This window comes from Chitinophaga sp. Cy-1792 (assembly GCF_011752935.1).
GTDB lineage: Bacteria > Bacteroidota > Bacteroidia > Chitinophagales > Chitinophagaceae > Chitinophaga.
Genome location: NZ_VWWO01000004.1, coordinates 1 through 17,652, shown reverse-complemented (window position 1 = coordinate 17,652; position 17,652 = coordinate 1). Strand labels below are relative to the sequence as shown.

Sequence of the window (17,652 nt, the reverse complement as noted above, 5' to 3'; positions counted from 1 at the left end):
GAACGCGCTTCAGTGGCAGCAATAACTATCTGCAACTGCTGGAACAGGTACGACAGGTAACGATGTCTGCCTATGAACATCAATCTTATCCCTTTGATGAGCTGGTAGATGCGTTGCCGCTCAAACGAGACATGAGCCGCAGCCCCCTGTTTGATGTATGGATTGTATTGCTTCAGGATAACCAGCGCTTCACAACAGGTCAGTTCGGTGACGTAACCGTACAACCCTACACACTGCCCGGCGACATCATCACCAAATTTGATTTGAGCTTCACTTTTGAAGCATCCGGATCCGGACTGCTGGCAGGCATAGAATATAACAGCGATATCTACACTGCAGCAACTGCCAACGCCTTGCTGCAACACCTCGAACAGTTGCTGCATGCGATCGTTGCAGGTCCCGAAGCATCACTGAACCAGCTGGATTATTTAAGTGCAGCAGAAAAAACACAATTGTTGCATGGTTTCAATAACACAGCAGCTGCTTATCCGGAAGATAAAACGCTGGTGCATCTGTTTGCAGAACAGGTGGCCAAAACACCTGATGCCATAGCATTGGTTTTTGAAGAAAATATTTTTACCTATCAGCAGCTGGATGAGCATTCCAGTCAGCTGGCGCATTATCTGCGCAGTCAGTATGATATTAAAGCAGATGATTTAATAGGCGTACAACTGGAAAGAAGCGAACGGATGATTATCGCGTTGCTGGCAGTGCTGAAATCAGGCGGGGCTTATGTTCCCATTGACCCTGATTTTCCACAGGACCGTATCGATTACATTGTAGCCGATAGTGCCTGCAAAGTACTGATCGATGAAGCGGAACTGTTACGCTTTACATCAGTACAATCATCTTATGAGATAACAGCCCCTGTTATCATCAGCCAACCCCGTGACCTGGCTTATGTGATCTATACTTCTGGTTCTACTGGCCGGCCGAAAGGCTGTATGCTGGAGCATCGTGGCGTGGTAAACAGATTGGAGTGGATGTGGCAGCACTATCAGTTTAGTGCAGCAGACATCATCCTACAGAAGACCACCTTCACCTTTGATGTGTCGGTATGGGAATTGTTTCTGCCGCTGTGCTGGGGCGCGCGCATGGTGCTGTGCCATAAAGACGATATCGGTGCACCGGAACGTTTACGTGCGTTGATCGCGCGTCATCAGGTGAGCTGCCTGCACTTTGTGCCGGGAATGTTTAATGCTTTCATTACTACTTTATTTGAAGAAGAACATATCACCGCTTCGCTGGGTAGTTTGCGATTGGTAGTTACCAGCGGTGAAGCACTATCAGCAGAAACGGCGCGCAGCTGGTATGAGCGAATGACTACACCTGTTCATAACCTGTACGGCCCTACGGAGGCGTCAGTGGACGTAACATACTATGCAACCCGGCCGGGGGATCAGCGCATCCCGATTGGCCGCCCTATCTGGAATACACAAATGTATATACTTGGTGCAGATAACACCGTACAGCCGATCGGCGTAACTGGTGAGATCTGTATCGGCGGCGACGGGCTTGCCCGTGGCTACCTGAACAAACCGGCACTGACTGCGGAGAAGTTTGTGGCGCATCCTTTTGAAGGAGGTCGCCGTATCTATCGCACCGGTGATATCGGCCGCTGGCTGCAGGATGGTAATATTGAATACCTCGGTCGTATAGATGACCAGGTGAAGATCCGCGGCTATCGCATAGAACTCGGCGAGATCGAAAATTCTCTACTGAGCTGCGAGGGCATACGCGCCGCCGCCGTTCTCGCGAAAACCGATCCTGCCGGAGAACGCACTCTGGTGGCCTTCTTCGTGGCAGAAGTAACACTGCCTCCTGTCACTGTCAAACAACATCTTGGGAAAGTATTGCCACCATATATGATCCCTGCGCATTATGTGCAGCTGGAAAATATCCCGTTGCTACCCAACGGAAAGATCAACCGTAAGTACCTGGCGCAGTTGGAAAGCCCGGCAATGCAGGAGCATGCTGCCTTTGTTCTGCCTCGAAATTATACAGAGGAACAGCTGGTCAGCATCTGGCAAACATTGCTGCACCGCCCGGTTGTGAGCATTAAGGATAATTTCTTTGATCTGGGTGGACATAGCCTCAAAGCTACCCGACTCGCCAACCTTATCTACAAACAATTTGAAGTGAAGCTGTCTTTGCAGCCCTTGTTTGAATTCCCTGTGTTGGAAGATCAGGCGCAGCTCATCCGGCAGTCGCGCACAACAGCCTTTGCGCCTATTACGCCTGCACCGCCGCAGGATGGCTACCAGTTATCTTCTTCTCAACAACGCCTCTGGATACTCAGTCAGTTTGAAGATGGTAACATCGCCTACAATATGCCGGGACTTTTCAGCTTTGAAGGAACGCTGGATACCACGGTCCTCGATCGCGCACTTCAGGCGTTGGTGGCCCGTCATGAAATACTGCGTACCATTTTCCGGGAAGATGAAGATGGAATGCTGAAACAATTTATACTGCCGGCAGCAACCGCTGGTGTGCATTTGTCGCAAACAGATCTCCGCCAGCATCCAGGGCAGCTACAATCGCTGACAGCCGCGGATTTCCGCACTCCTTTCCGCCTGGATAGCGGCCCGCTGATACGTGCTTCTCTCTACCAGATAGCGCCTGACAAATGGGTATTCTGTTACGTGGTCCATCATATCATCACAGATGGATGGTCTATGGGCATTCTCATGCATGAGCTGATGGTGTACTATCATGCTATTATGGCCGGAACAGCCGCACCACTGGCGCCGATGTCTTTGCAATATAAAGATTACGCCATATGGCAGCAGGCACAATGGCAAACAGCGGCGATGCGGTCTGCGCAGCAGTACTGGCATCAGCAACTTGCCGGCGATCTGCCGGTGCTCACACTGCCGACGGATTTCCCGCGACAGGCCACCAAAACCTATAACGGCAATGTCGAACGATTCCTGTTACCCGCAGCAGCATTGCAAGGCCTCATAGCTGCCGGCCGCACCCAGAATGCCACGCTCTACATGACGCTGGTAGCGCTGATAAAAATCCTGCTCTATCGCTATACCGCGGAGGAAGAAAGTGTAATAGGTACGCCCGTAGCAGGAAGATGGCATGCAGATCTCGAAAATCAGGTGGGCTTCTATGTAAATACACTGGCATTGTATGATCGGATCAGTGGTAAAGACAGCTTCGCGGAAGTTTTGTCTAAAGTGAAACAGACGGTGCTGGACGCATTTGAGCATCAATATTATCCGTTCGATAAGCTGGTGGAAGAACTGCAGGTGAAGCGGGATATGAATATGAATCCACTGTTTGAGATTATGGTGGTGCTGCAAAACAATGATACCACTGGTCCATTGCAGGATACCGGATTGCAGATCGCACCGCTGCCCGTGCCTTATCATACCAGCCGCTTCGACCTCAATTTCGATATGCAGGAAACAGCAGCAGGACTGCACGTTACCATTGAATATAATAACGACTTGTACGAAGCAGCCTCCATACAGCTGCTCCGGGAAAAAATGCTACAGCTGATAAGCCGCTTCATCGCTGATATCCACACGGTCATAGACAACGATGGATTACAAGGGATGCCGCCGGATGAAGTACAGCTGGGGAATTTCGATATGAACTTTTAGCTAAATAATCGTTATGGAAAAGAAAAAAAACAAGAGTACCATCATTGTTAACTTCAAAAAACTGGTGGGCGCTGCTGCGCTTGAGCTGGTGGATGAACTTAGTAAATCGGATGATCTGCTGCTCAGCAAGTACGATATCATCCTGGCACTACAGGCGCCTGATGCCGTCAATGTGCCGCCTGACTGCAAGTTCAGGATTTTCATTCAGGATACTTTCTCAGATGAAAAAGACGGTTTCCTGTCGTTTTTCCAACATCATGCTATCAGGCATCCTTCGGTGGCCGGCGTGATACTGAACCATCCTGAGAAAAAACTTTCTGCCGGCGAACTGCATGCCTGCGTGGAAAAAGCGAGGGCCCTGGACATGGAAATGCTGATCTGCGCCACCACCATCAGTGAGGCCGTGGAGCTGAACCGCTATGCCCCACATTATATCGGTATCGAAAGTGAAGCCCTCATCGGCAAAGATGATTCCTTCACCAATCATTGCCCTGATATCGTGGAAGAAGCACGGCAGCATATCCAGACGGATATCCTCATCGGCGCCGGTATCAAAACCCCGGAGGATCTCCACCACGTAATCAACACCGGCGGCTCGGGCGTGCTGGTATCCAGTCTTATCCTGAAATCAAAGCAGCCATTGAATACATTAACCGATTTTTTAAACTAATTCATTTATGGAAAAAACATTATCGTTCGACAAATTATCCAAAATTGGGAACACGGTATCTGTAACGCAGCGTTGTACACAATGTGGCTATCATCATGGACTGGATGTCATGGTCAGTGCATGCACCCAATGCAAAGGCCGCCTGGAATATGTATACAGTGGAAAGTACAATGGAAAAACTTACCAGTCACATGATAATATCTGGAAGAACTTCGACCTCATGCCGCTACAGGACAGCCGCAACATTTTTTCTCTAGGAGAAGGTGGTAGCCCGGTTATTGAATTTGAAGAACTGAGTTCCGTGCTCAATGGTGCCCGCCTTTTCATTATGATGGATAGCGATAAGAATCCCACTGGTGTATTCAAAGACAGGGAAGCATCTATTGTCATGAGCCGCAGTAAAGAGCTGGGATTGGATAACCTGGTATTCTATTCCACCGGGAACACGGGCAGGTCCTATACCCACTACGCCGCACACCTGGGATTGACCACCTATCTCTTTATGCCAAAACAATGTCATTACAAGAATACGGACCATATCAAAAAGAATAAAAATAATTATATCATCTATGTAGATGATAATTATGCAGAGATCGCACCGTTTGCCAAAAAGTTCGCGGAGCAAAATGGCCTGAATGTCATCGCACCACTCCACGACCGTAATGAAGCCTATGCCACCGTAGCATATGAGCAGTTCCAACAGCTGCCTAAATGCGATTATTTTGTACAGACCATCGCTAGCGGAATGGGGCCTATCGGCTTCCTGAGAGGACACAAAAACCTCGTGAAATTCGGTTTGGAAACAGAAGACCGGATACCACGCATTATCTGTGTGCAATCCAGCCAGATGAACGTGATGGCCACTGCCTACAACAACGGAAAAAAAGTGCTGCTTAAAGAAGATCTGCCGAAAGAGTTCCCGTCTGATCTGTACGAACCAACCCTCAATTCTACCAATCCCGTTAATAACTACCAGGATCTGTACAACTGTCTGCAAGCTACCAATGGTATCATCACCGATGTGGAACCAGCTTATGTAGAAAAAGAATCTGCCCTGATAGTAGAAGCCTTCAAACGCAGAAATATCCTGATCAGAACAGATGTAGAGAAGTCAATCCAGATTGAGTTTGCCGGGTTGATCAGTCTTGCAGCCAAGCAGCAATTCCAGAAAGATGATGTGATCCTGATGCTGGCCTGTGGCCGCGGCAAGGACAGTTCTACCAACCTGTACTCGCCGGATGCAGTGATCAATCCTGCCACCTGTGATGTGTTGGGACTGAAAGAAAAACTGGATTCGCTGATCTAACGGTATGGCCTATATGAAAACAGTACTGGTTACCGGCGGTGTAAAGGGGATCGGGCGTGCGATTTCTCTTAGACTGGCCCAAGCCGGATATAACCTGGTCATCAATTATCACCAGGACGAGGCAGCAGCACAGGATACACTGGCAGCGTGCCTGCAGGAGCATCCACAGGTGCTGCTTTATCGGGCGGACGTATCTGACAGCGCCGCTGTTCAGCGCATGTTCCATGCGATCGCCGACCAGTTCGGCAGTATCGATGCCGTTATCAACAACGCCGGCCGCAATATTGACAAACCCTTGCTGGAGATGTCCGAGGACGACTGGGACAGCGTAGTGGATGTAAATATGAAAGGCGTATTCCTGGTATCGAAAGCTGCCGCTGCTTTGATGATGAGCCGCCAAACGGCCGGGCATATCATCAATATCAGTGCCACCACTGCTATTGCCGGCAGAAAGAATGGCGTCAATTATTGCGCTTCAAAAGCAGGTGTGATCGTGATGACCAAATGCATGGCAAAGGAGCTGGGGCCGGCCATCCGCGTGAATTGCGTGATACCTGGCATCACCAGAACAGCAGAGATTGAAGAACGTTTCAATCTCCAGGAATGTGAGCAGCAGGAAGTGGCCAGAAGAGGCATCCCGCTTCACCGCGTAGGTGAACCTTATGAAGTGGCCAATATCATCCACTTCCTTTTGTCCGATGAAGCGGCCTATATCAATGGACAGAAATTTATTGTGGACGGAGGAGAATACATGTACTAGTATGAAACGGTTACAACAAATTGCCGGCAATATTGAAAGTGCCGTCAATACGATACTCGGCAACAACCTGGTGCATTGGATCAAGGCAGATGCTACGCCTGTTACCAATATGGACATTGCCATACAAGCTGCGATCATCCGCATTATCAGGGAACATTATCCAAATGATAATATCATCTCTGAAGAAGAAGGGGGGTATCACATTTCGGCCGGTGAGCAGTATTCCTGGGTGATTGATCCCATCGATGGCACTGCGAATTTTATCGAACAGAAAAAAGAGTTCGGTATATCCGTGGGCCTGATGGAAGATAACCGGTTTGTAGAAGCGCTGCTTGTTTTTCCTGCTTTGCAGGAAAAATATTACGCCGCTGCAGGAGCGGGCATCGTCCTCAACGGGCAGCCGTTCCGACCTGCGCCCCCTGATATGTCGCAGATTGCAAAGGAAGTGATTCTCTGTTCCAAAACCATGCACAGCTTAACACCTTTTTTTTCCACTGAGGGTTACAACACCACGTGCTATCGCTGCGCCACCTACAGTTTGCTGATGCTGCTGAAAGGGAGGGCCGTGATGTACCACACCATTAATACCCGGCTGTACGATGTAGGGCCGATGTCTTTCATTGTAAGTGAAGCGGGTATTAAGAGTTTTGACAGCAATAGAAGGGCACTGGCATTCTCTGTAAGTGAGGATGTTATTCCCTTCTTCCTGTCGACTGTTTACGAACAGCTGCCGGAGAAAATCTATGAAATAATGATGATGCCGACAGTATAAAACCAAATGCCAATTATGGATACAACAGCGAACATAAAGGGAAAATTAGCGGAAGACTACTGGTTGCAAAGGCTCCGGAATGCGGGCGAATCGGCCGGTTCCAACGGCTGCTTCCGGTATGAGCACCATTCCACCTTTGCCGAAGTACAGCAGGATTTGCCAGCAACAATTGTTGCCGCGATGAACCGCATGTTTACTGGCGCCAGTCATGCTACCGGAAAATTCCTGTTATACCAGCTGGCCCTCAAAATACTGTGCTACAAATATTCTGGTAATAGCGATGTAGTACTTGTTACTTCCGGCCCCGGCGGCGAGGGGCCGGTCTTTCTGCGTAGTCAGCTACAAAGCGGAGAGGCGCTCAAATCGTTACTATTGCAGGAGCAGACAGCACTCGCTGCGGCGCTGCAACACCAGCATTTCGACTATAAGCGATTGTTCCAGAAGCTAGAGCTCAATCAACTGGCAGATGAAAAGTACTTGTTACAGCTGAGCCTTTATGATGAATCTTTTAACACGCATCATCCGTTGCTGGACCAGTGTAGTATACAAGTGGCCTTGTTGCAACAGGGTAGCGTGAAGCTGAGGTATGCCACCGCACTCTTCAAACCAGCGGCAGCAAAGGATTTTATGGAAAGCTACCTGGCGGTGTTGCAATACCTGACCAGCCATACCGGCACGACTATCGCAGGAGTAGAGATACTTTCTGACAGACAGCGCGCCGTAATACAACAATACAGCAGCCCCGAGGCGGTATTCGAAATCCGCGAAACGGTGCTGGAGAAATTTGCGGTACAGGCGACGAAAACGCCTGTACATCCTGCGCTGGTAGCCGGCGACACCACACTCACCTATCAGCAGCTGGCCGAAAGGTCTGATGCTGTGGCCTGGCACCTGCATCATCATTGGCAGGTGGGCGCCGGCGATATCGTAGCGTTGATGCTGGGCCGCTCTGAACAACTGGGCGTGATCACGCTGGGCATCCTTAAAACAGGTGCCGCTTATGTGGCCATCGATCCGCAGTATCCGGACGACAGGAAGCAGTTCATCCTGCAAAACAGTAAATGCCGGGTGCTCATTACGGAAGAAGAATACAATGCTTCGCTGTCACAATGGGATGGCATAGTTGCATGCACGGATATATTCCCGCAGCAGGCTGCAGGTACACTGCCTGAAAGGCGCATCCATCCTGATGATCCGGCGTTTGTTATTTACACCTCCGGATCAACAGGACAGCCCAAAGGTATTCTCCAAACACATCGCTGCCTGTATAACGTAGTGATGCGGCAGGTAGATCATGGCGGCTTTGAAAAAGGCCTTCGTGTATTGCAATATGCTTCTTCCGGCTTTGATGTATTTATCGCACATGAGCTGTTCTTTGCGTTATTGTCGGGAGGCAGTCTTTTCTTTATTACAGCTGAACAACAAAAAGATCTTTCATTACTGGGGAAGTTCATCGCAGATCATGCGATAGAATGGTTGCTGTTACCGGTTTCCGCCCTGAACACAATCGTAGAGGTATCTGATGAACTTCACTTTGGGAACATCTCCCTTAAACATATTGTATCCGCCGGGGAGCAGTTAAATCTCGGGAAAGCGCTCATGCGTTATCTCGAGAAAAATCCGCGTATACGTTTACATAACTTTTACGGTCCTTCCGAAACGCATAACGCCAGTAATTATACCGTTCCAGATGGGGAGCTGCTGGACCGTGAGCAGCCCGTAGGACGACCTGCTGCCAACACCTGGATATATATCCTTTCGGCCGACGGGCAACCCGTACCGGCCGGCATTCCCGGCGAAATGTATATCGGTGGCGCCGGGCTGGCACTGGGGTATATTGGTCAGCCGGAGCTTACCGCAGAAAAATTCCTGCCCGATCCTTTCCGGCCTGGCTCAAACATGTACAAAACGGGCGACCTCGGAAAGTGGCTGCCAGATGGCAATATCGCCTTTCTTGGCCGTATTGATGAACAGGTGAAGATCCGTGGCAACCGTGTAGAACCGGGAGAAGTAGAGAATGCATTGCTGAAACATCCACTGGTGAACCAGTGTGCAGTGATCACTTTTGAAACGGATGGTGTTAAAGAACTCGCGGCCTACCTGGCCGCCAGCACGAGCGTGGATGCGGCCTCGCTAAGAGCCTTCCTGCTGGAACGCCTGCCGGAGTATATGGTGCCGGGTTATTTTGTGCAGCTTAATAAACTGCCGTTAAACGCCAATGGCAAAATAGACCGTAAGAAACTCGCGGAAATTATTCCTTCCGGCACAGCTGTGGCGGCACCTTATATTGCGCCGCGCAATACTACGGAGGTAGCGCTGGCTGCCATCTGGAGCGAGCTGCTGGAGCGGCAGCAGATCAGTATCAAAGATAATTTCTTTACGCTGGGTGGCCATAGCCTCAAAGCTACCAGGTTAGCCAGCCGCATACATAAACAATTTCATGTACGTCTTAGTCTGAACGAACTTTTCTCCAATGTGGTACTGGAAGATCAGGCGGCGTTGATCCTGCAGGCGAGGAAGCAGGCGTATGAAGCCATTCCGGCGGCAGGAGAGCGGCCGTATTATCCGCTGTCATCTGCTCAGCAGCGACTATGGCTGGTGAGCCAGTTCAACGACGTTCATGCCGCCTATCACATTCCGGCGGTATACCAGCTGGAAGGCCCCCTGGACTCTCTGGCCCTGGAACAGGCGCTGTTGCTACTTTCCAGCAGGCATGAGATATTAAGGACCGTTTTCAGGGAAGATGAAACAGGCACTGTGCGGCAATTTGTGCTACCTCCCGGGGAGGCCGGCATTCGCCTGGCGCAAGTAGGTCTGTTGCCTGATATGGAACAACACGTGCAACAGCTGATCGCTGAACCTTTTGATCTGGGCGCCGGGCCGCTGCTGCGTGCAGGGCTCTATCGCCAAAGCGACGGCACCTATATTTTCTGCTGGGTATTGCACCACATCATTGCTGACGGCTGGACGATGGATATATTGATGGAAGAGTTGCTGGCTAGTTATGTGGCGTGCAGCAATGGTCGTGTGCCGGAATGGCCGGCTTTGGGCATTCAATATAAAGATTATGCCGTATGGCAGCAGGCCGCCCTGGCAGATACCATGTATAGCCATCACCGTAGTTACTGGCGTAGACAGCTGGAGAACTTGCCGGTGCTGGCATTACCAGCAGATAAGGCTCGTCCTGCCGTTAAAACCTATAACGGAAAAACGGTGAGTATCCGCCTGGAAGCCGCACTGACCCGCCAATTGGAGGCACTATGCCTGTTGCAGCAAGCGACCCTGTTTATGGGCCTGCTGGCCACCGTGAATGCACTATTATATCGCTATACCGGCGAGCAGGATCTCATCGTCGGCACACCTGTGGCCGGCCGTCTGCATGCCGATCTTGAAAAACAGGCGGGACTTTTCCTGAATACGCTCGCATTGCGGGTGACTTTCCCTGAAAACAGCAGCTATCATGAGCTGCTGTCAAAAGCCAGGGCAGTAACGCTGGATGCCTATGCGCACCAGGAGTACCCGTTTGAAACACTGGTGAACGACCTCTCACTGCCACACGATATGAGCCGGCATCCTTTGTTTGAAGTGTGGGTGGCTTTGCAGAATACCGGCAATGGATTCCAGGAAACCCTTGCTGCCGGCCCGTTGCGCGTGAGTGGTTATGATGCCGTGGCCGACCAGACGAGCAAATTCGATCTCTCTTTCACCTTTGCCTCCCTGGAAGATGGCCTGGTAGCCGCGATCACCTATAACACCGATCTGTTTCATGATAGCACCATCAACAGACTGGCCGGGCATTTCAGGCAGCTGTTGCAGGCGATGATCGCTGCGCCAGATACCCCAATTTCTCAACTGGAATATTTAAGTGAAGCAGAAAAATATCAGCTGCTGCATACTTTTAACACCGCCGCCGAAAGGCCCGCAGCTGCTGTACCAGTGCCGGTATTGTTCCAGCATGCGGCCGCCAGTTATGCCGGTCAGACTGCGCTTATATATGGTGAACAACATATCAGCTATCAGCAATTAAAAGAGCAGGCCGGCAGTATGGCTGCCTATTTGCAACAGACCGTGCACATCGCCGCCGGCGACCGCGTAGCAATACAATTGGAACGCTCTGCCGACGCCGTAATCGCCATGCTGGCCATCCTCTTTGCAGGCGCAGCCTACCTGCCGGTGGATACAGGTTACCAGCAGGAGCGTATTGACTATATGCTGCACGACAGCCAGTGCAAACTGGTGATCAATGATGCATGGTTGCAACACTATCGCGCACAAGAGCCGTTGGTTGCAGTGCCGCCAGCAGCGGTACTTCCAGGCAATACTGCTTATGTGATCTATACCTCCGGTTCCACAGGTATGCCCAAAGGTTGTGAGATAACCCATGCTAACCTGGCATCGTATATCGGCTGGGCCAACCGCTATTATTTTGGTAATAGCGGGCCCGTATCTTTCGGGCTGTTCACTTCTCTCTCCTTTGATCTTACTGTTACCAGTATCTTCTGTACACTCACACAGGGAGGATGCCTGACCATCGCGCCGCCGGAAGAAGAGCTGACCGATACACTGGCCTGGCAGTTTCATGCAGAGAGTGGTATTAACAGCATCAAGCTCACACCTTCCCATATCAATTTGCTGCAACAGCTGGACATCCGCTCCGGCAGCATGTTGAATGCGATTGTAGGGGGAGAGGAGCTCACCACCACACAGATTAATATTCTTAAAGATATCAACCCGGATATCCGGATCTATAACGAGTACGGGCCTACGGAGGCCACTGTGGGCTGCATCGTGCAGCCTATAGCAAGTGCACAGCAACCGGTGACTATAGGAGCACCTATCGATGCTGCCGCCATTTATATACTCGATGGTGCACAGGGGCTCGTACCTGTGGGTGTCGCCGGTGAAATTTATATCGCTGGCGCTGGTGTGGCCAAAGGATATATCGGCAGGCAGGCGCTCACTGCAGAGAAATTCCTGGATTGTCCTTTCGGACTTTATCCACGGATGTACCGGACCGGTGACCTTGCGCAGTGGAATGCTGATGGCGTGATCACCTATCTCGGCCGCAAAGATGAACAACTGAAAATCCGGGGTTACCGCATAGAATCCGGCGAAATAGAAAATGCGCTGCGCAGTCATCCACAGGTTGCCGCCGCGCTGGTCATCGCACGGACCGATGCTGCGGGCAACAAGGAGTTGGTGGCTTACCTCGTCTGTGAAGAAGCGCTGCATACTGCCGCCATCCGGGAATACCTGCGTACACGATTACCTGCTTATATGGTGCCTGCCTACTTTGTTTCCGTGAAAGATTTTCCGCTCACACGCAATGGAAAGGTAAACCGTGCGCAGTTGCCAGATCCCTTGTCAGCGGCGCTCAGCACCGGCCTGGTTTATACTGCTCCAAGGAATGATGTGGAAGAAAAGCTGGTGAATATCTGGGAAGAAGTGCTGGGCAGAGAAAAGATTGGTGTAAAGGATAACTTCTTTGAGCTGGGTGGCCATAGCCTGAAAGCAGGACAGCTGCTTACGCGTATCAATATGACCTTCCATGTACGACTGCATATCCGTGATGTTTTCAATGAGCCTACCATAGAGCATATCGCAGAGCAGATCGGTTTCATGATGCAACAAAAAGAACAGCAACAAAATAAGGAAGCCCTAATACAAATTGACATATGAAAAAGCTATTAAAAGAGATCAGAGATAATAATGTTTTGCTGGAGGTGGTAGATGGACAGTTGAAAGTATTTGCGAGTGAATCACAGATCGACCCGGCGCTGATAGCTGCCATCCGCGAGAATAAAAAAGAACTGGTGCAGTTTCTCACCAACAACGATAATATGCTGGTGGAAGACATGGCAATACCGGCGTTGCCGCAGGCCGACAGCTACCCGCTGTCGCCCGCGCAGCAGCGACTCTGGGTGCTCAGTCAATTCAGGGAAGGTAATATCGCCTATAACATCCCGGGGGTATACGTGCTGGAAGGTGCACTGGATGTGATGGCGCTGGAACAGGCTTTCCGCCAGCTGCCTGCAAGACATGAGATCCTCCGCACCGTTTTCCGGGAAGACGACAAAGGAGAGATCAGGCAATTTATTTTACCGGCAGATGATGCCCGCTTTCAGTTAAGGCAGATAGACCTGCAGCAGGAAGTGTTGCAGTCGGCTCGCTTGCAGTCGCTGGTAGCGGAAGAAGTAGCACAACCTTTTGACCTGGCAGGTGGTCCGCTCCTGCGCGGCGTGTTGTTCCGCTTATCTGAAAATAAATGGGCATTTGCCGCTACGTTGCATCATATCATCAGCGATGCCTGGTCAATGGAAGTACTGGTACGGGAGCTGCTGTTGTTCTATAATGCAGCTGCCAGCGGCGTAGCCGCGCCATTGCCGCCACTCCGCATCCATTACAAGGATTATGCTGCCTGGCAACGTTCACAGCAGGAGTCGGCCGTAAAGGACGGTCACCGTGCTTACTGGCTGCAACAATTTGAGGGAGAACTGCCTGTGCTGGCATTACCGGCTGATCATACCAGACCGGCTGTGAAAACCTATAACGGCGGCACTGTGGGATTACATATCAGTGCTGTGCTGGCCAACCGGCTACAGGCCTGTTGCCAGGAACACGGCGCCTCCTTGTTCATGGGATTGATGGCCGTATTGAATGCTTTGTTCTATCGTTATACCGGGCAGGAAGATATCATCATCGGTAGCTCCAAATCAGGAAGAGATCATATAGAGCTGGAAAACCAGATCGGCTTTTACCTGAACACGCTGGCACTGAGGAACCGTTTCAGCGGCGCTGACAGTTTCCGGCAATTACTGACGGGCGTAAGGCAAGTAACACTCGAAGCTTACGAACACCAGTCATACCCCTTTGATGAACTGATCGACGAGCTGTCGTTGCAGCGGGATACGAGCAGAAGTGCGCTGTTTGACGTAATCGTCGGTTTTCAGCAGGCAGATGTGGCTGACGAATCATCGAAGCTGGGCGCTGTGAAAGTGAGCCGCTACGAGGCCTGGGAAGAACGTTTCAATAAGTTTGATCTTACTTTTCTTTTCGCTGCCGGAGCCAATGGCATCCAGGTGAACATAGGCTATAACAGTGATATCTACAACAAGGATACGGTCACACGCATGGCGGGTCATTTTGAACAATTATTGGCCACCGCACTGGCACATCCCGATACGGCATTATATGAGCTGGATTATCTGAATGCAGCGGAAAAACAACAATTGCTGGAAACGTTCAGTCATGCTACCAATGGCTATCCGTCTGAAAAAACTATTGTTGATCTCTTTCAACAGCAGGTGAGCAAAACACCTGATGCCCCTGCACTGGCCTTCAACGACACGGTGCTGAGCTATCGTGAGCTGGATAATAAGTCTGACCAGCTGGCCAGCTATCTGCTGGCACAACATCACATTTTGCCTGATGAGGTAGTCGGTATTATGCTGGACCGCTCCGAAAATATGATCATTGCCATTCTCGGCATCCTCAAGGCAGGTGGCGCTTATGTAGCTATAGAGCCGGATCAGCCCAAGGCACGCAAGGCCTTCATTATGCAGGATACCGCCATTAAAGTGCTGATCACCCAAACGGATTATGTATTTGAACTCGACTATTACAGTGGCGGAATATATGCGATAGATATTCAGCTGGAAGATAACATGGCGCCGGTGAAACCCGTGGTGGATCTACATCCGGCGAACCTGGCCTATGTGCTGTATACCTCCGGATCCACGGGGCAGCCCAAAGGTGTGATGATCAGTCACCGTTCCCTGGTGGACTATAGCTACGGCGTGCGCGCAAAAACGAACATCGGCAGTTGCAAAACCTTCGGCCTGGTATCCACTATTTCCGCCGATCTCGGTAATACTGTTATCTATACTTCTATCCTGATGGGTGGCTGCCTGCGTATATTTTCTTCTTCGGATATTATGAGCGCATCGCGTTTAAGCAGCGCTCATGTAGACTGTATGAAGATCGTGCCTTCCCACTGGAAAGCGCTGCAGGAGCCTGACCGCCTGTTTGTCCCTGGCAAATGCCTCATCTTCGGCGGAGAGCAGCTCACGCCGGATGTGCTCACTCATATCCGTGAGCACAACGGCAAATGCGAAGTGTACAACCACTACGGCCCATCGGAAGCCACGATCGGCAAGCTGTTGCGCCGCATCGATGTTGCTGCACCCCGTATTTCTCTCGGTATGCCTTTCTGTAACGGTCATGTGTATGTGCTGGACAACCAGCAGCGTCCTTGTCCGATAGGTGTGGCCGGAGAGATTTGTATCAGTGGCGACGGGCTGGCTGCGGGTTACCTGAACCAGCCGGAGCTGACGGCATCACGCTTTGTATCCAATCCATATATAGCCGGAGAGCTGATTTACAAAACCGGCGATCTTGGCCGCTGGCTGCCGGATGGTAGCATCGCATTCCTGGGCCGTAAAGATGATCAGGTGAAGATCCGCGGCTACCGGATAGAGCTGGATGAGATCACGGAAGCATTGCAGGAGCACCCGTCTGTAGATACAGCGGTAGTGCTGGCCCGCGATAGCCAATCGGGTGAACGGGAGCTGGCTGCCTACTACGTAGCTTCGTTGCCGTTAGGTGCGGAAGAGCTGCGTACCTTCCTTTCGAAATCGCTGCCATCGTATATGCTTCCCCGTTATTTTGTGCAACTGGATGCAATGCCGATCACTTCCAACGGGAAGATCAACCGCAAGCTGCTGCCCGATCCTAACGTAACCGGCAATGCTGACGAAGCCAGTTACATAGCACCACGCAATACCGTGGAATTGCAGCTGGCAGCTATCTGGCAGGAGGTATTGGGTAAAGAGCGGATCGGCATCAAAGATAATTTCTTTGAGCTGGGTGGGCATAGCCTCAAAGCTACGCGCCTGGCCAGCCAGGTACACCGGAAGTTTAATGTGAAGATAGATTTCCATGACCTGTTCACCAGCACCACGCTGGAAGAGCAGGCACAACTGATAGCCGGCACACAGCAAACACTTTTTGAACGCATACATCCCGCGCCGGTACAGCGCTATTATCCGTTGTCTTCTTCCCAGCGCCGGCTCTGGGTTTTGAGCCAGTTCCGGGAAAGTAATATCGCCTATAATGTTCCGGGCATTTATCTTTTTGATGGAATACCAAACCGCGAAGCATTGGCCCATGCCTTTGATCAGCTCATCCTGCGGCATGAGATCTTACGCACGGTTTTCCGGGAAGATGAAGAAGGTACTGTACGTCAGTTCATCCTGCCGGCAGAAGCGCTGGGCTTCGGGCTGCAATACCATGATCTGCGTCATGCGGCTGAGCAGGAGACAGCGTTGCAACAGTTGCTGCAGCAGGAAACCGGCCAGCCCTTTGATCTGGCCACCGGCCCGCTGGTGCGCGCTGCACTTATCTGTTTAGCGGATGACCGATGGGTATTTGCCTATACCATGCACCATATTATCAGCGATGGATGGTCTACCGGTATCCTGCTAAAAGAATTACTGCTCTTTTATAACGCCTTCCATGAAAGGAATGCTTATCCGGCATTGCCGGCCTTGCGTATTCAGTACAAAGACTACGCCGTATGGCAGCAGGAGCAGCTGCAGGGCGATGCATTTAACCGGCATCGCGATTACTGGCTGCAACAGTTTACCGGCGAGCTGCCGGTGCTGGACCTGCCGGGCGACCGCCCCCGACCTGCTGCCAAAACATACAACGGCGGCACAGTATTGAGGTCATTCGATCCGGCAGTGGTGAAAAAGCTGCGGGAGCTGACCATACAACACGACGCCTCCCTGTTTATGGGACTGCTTGCCGCCGTGAATATTCTGCTGTACCGGCATACCGGCCAGCAAGATGTGATCATCGGCAGCCCGGTTGCCGGAAGAGGCCATGCCGATCTCGATGACCAGATCGGTTTTTACCTGAACACACTGGCGCTCAGAACACGCTTCCAGCCTGCCGATACATACCTGCAACTCCTGGAAAATGTAAGATCATTAACGCTGGATGCCTATGAACATCAATCTTATCCTTTTGATGAGCTGTTGAACGGGCTGAAGATGAGCCGTGATATGAGTCGCACCGCTCTCTTTGATGTGCTGATAGACCTGCATAACACACGGCCCAATTTCAATGCCGAAGGGCAGGCAGCAAAAGATCTGTCGATCCGCCCGTTCAGTGCCGGTGGACAGGTAATAAGCAAGTTCGATCTCACTTTCATGTTCATTGAAGCAGGGGACGAGTTGGCCATCTCACTGGAATATAACAGTGATATCTATACGAAAAGCACTGCGGAACATTTCTGCAACAGGTTAGCCATATTGCTGAGCGCGATCGCTGCGTCGCCGGAAATGCCACTACAGGAGCTGCCTTGTATGGAGCAAAGAGAGCGGGAACAACTGCTATCTGCATTCAATGATATCCCGCTGAACTATACGGAGCGCACCGATGTGCTGACCTCTTTCAAAAAGCAGGTAGCACAACATCCGGACCATATCGCTGTAGTGTTTGAGCAATCGCAACTCACCTATGCTGCGC

Annotated in this window: 7 protein-coding genes; all 7 read left to right on the top strand. The window is 51.0% G+C overall.

Translation table 11 applies throughout. The annotated features are described in order from the left end of the window. A partial coding sequence (locus tag F3J22_RS30165; protein WP_167021733.1) for a non-ribosomal peptide synthetase occupies window positions 1–3,614 on the top strand: 3,614 nt, incomplete at its 5' end. Window positions 3,615–3,627: 13 nt separating this feature from the next. Further along, complete coding sequence (locus tag F3J22_RS30160; RefSeq protein WP_167021732.1) at window positions 3,628–4,284, top strand: triose-phosphate isomerase; 657 nt, start codon at window positions 3,628–3,630, stop codon at window positions 4,282–4,284. Window positions 4,285–4,291: 7 nt separating this feature from the next. Next, window positions 4,292–5,590 (top strand): pyridoxal-phosphate dependent enzyme, encoded by a 1,299-nt coding sequence (locus tag F3J22_RS30155; RefSeq protein WP_167021731.1) that lies wholly within the window; start codon window positions 4,292–4,294, stop codon window positions 5,588–5,590. Between the two features lie 13 nt (window positions 5,591–5,603). Then, complete coding sequence (locus F3J22_RS30150) at window positions 5,604–6,350, top strand: SDR family NAD(P)-dependent oxidoreductase (RefSeq protein ID WP_205195786.1); 747 nt, start codon at window positions 5,604–5,606, stop codon at window positions 6,348–6,350. Between the two features lies 1 nt (window position 6,351). After that, entirely contained in the window at window positions 6,352–7,122 is a 771-nt protein-coding gene (locus F3J22_RS30145; protein WP_167021729.1) for an inositol monophosphatase family protein, read from the top strand. 15 nt (window positions 7,123–7,137) lie between these two features. Further along, the gene (locus F3J22_RS30140) at window positions 7,138–12,801 is read left to right on the top strand and encodes a non-ribosomal peptide synthetase (protein ID WP_167021728.1); all 5,664 of its coding nucleotides are present in this window, start codon (window positions 7,138–7,140) and stop codon (window positions 12,799–12,801) included. Beyond that, the coding region (locus F3J22_RS30135) for a non-ribosomal peptide synthetase (protein WP_167021727.1) at window positions 12,798–17,652 on the top strand (4,855 nt) is incomplete at its 3' end. The genes F3J22_RS30140 and F3J22_RS30135, both read left to right, overlap by 4 nt.

Bases quoted from the DNA above. Each gene is read 5' to 3' on its own strand.
- F3J22_RS30150 (WP_205195786.1), top strand. From the start codon at position 5,604: ATGAAAACAGTACTGGTTACCGGCGGTGTAAAGGGGATCGGGCGTGCG.
- F3J22_RS30155 (WP_167021731.1), top strand. From the start codon at position 4,292: ATGGAAAAAACATTATCGTTCGACAAATTATCCAAAATTGGGAACACG.
- F3J22_RS30140 (WP_167021728.1), top strand. From the start codon at position 7,138: ATGGATACAACAGCGAACATAAAGGGAAAATTAGCGGAAGACTACTGG.
- F3J22_RS30145 (WP_167021729.1), top strand. From the start codon at position 6,352: ATGAAACGGTTACAACAAATTGCCGGCAATATTGAAAGTGCCGTCAAT.
- F3J22_RS30160 (WP_167021732.1), top strand. From the start codon at position 3,628: ATGGAAAAGAAAAAAAACAAGAGTACCATCATTGTTAACTTCAAAAAA.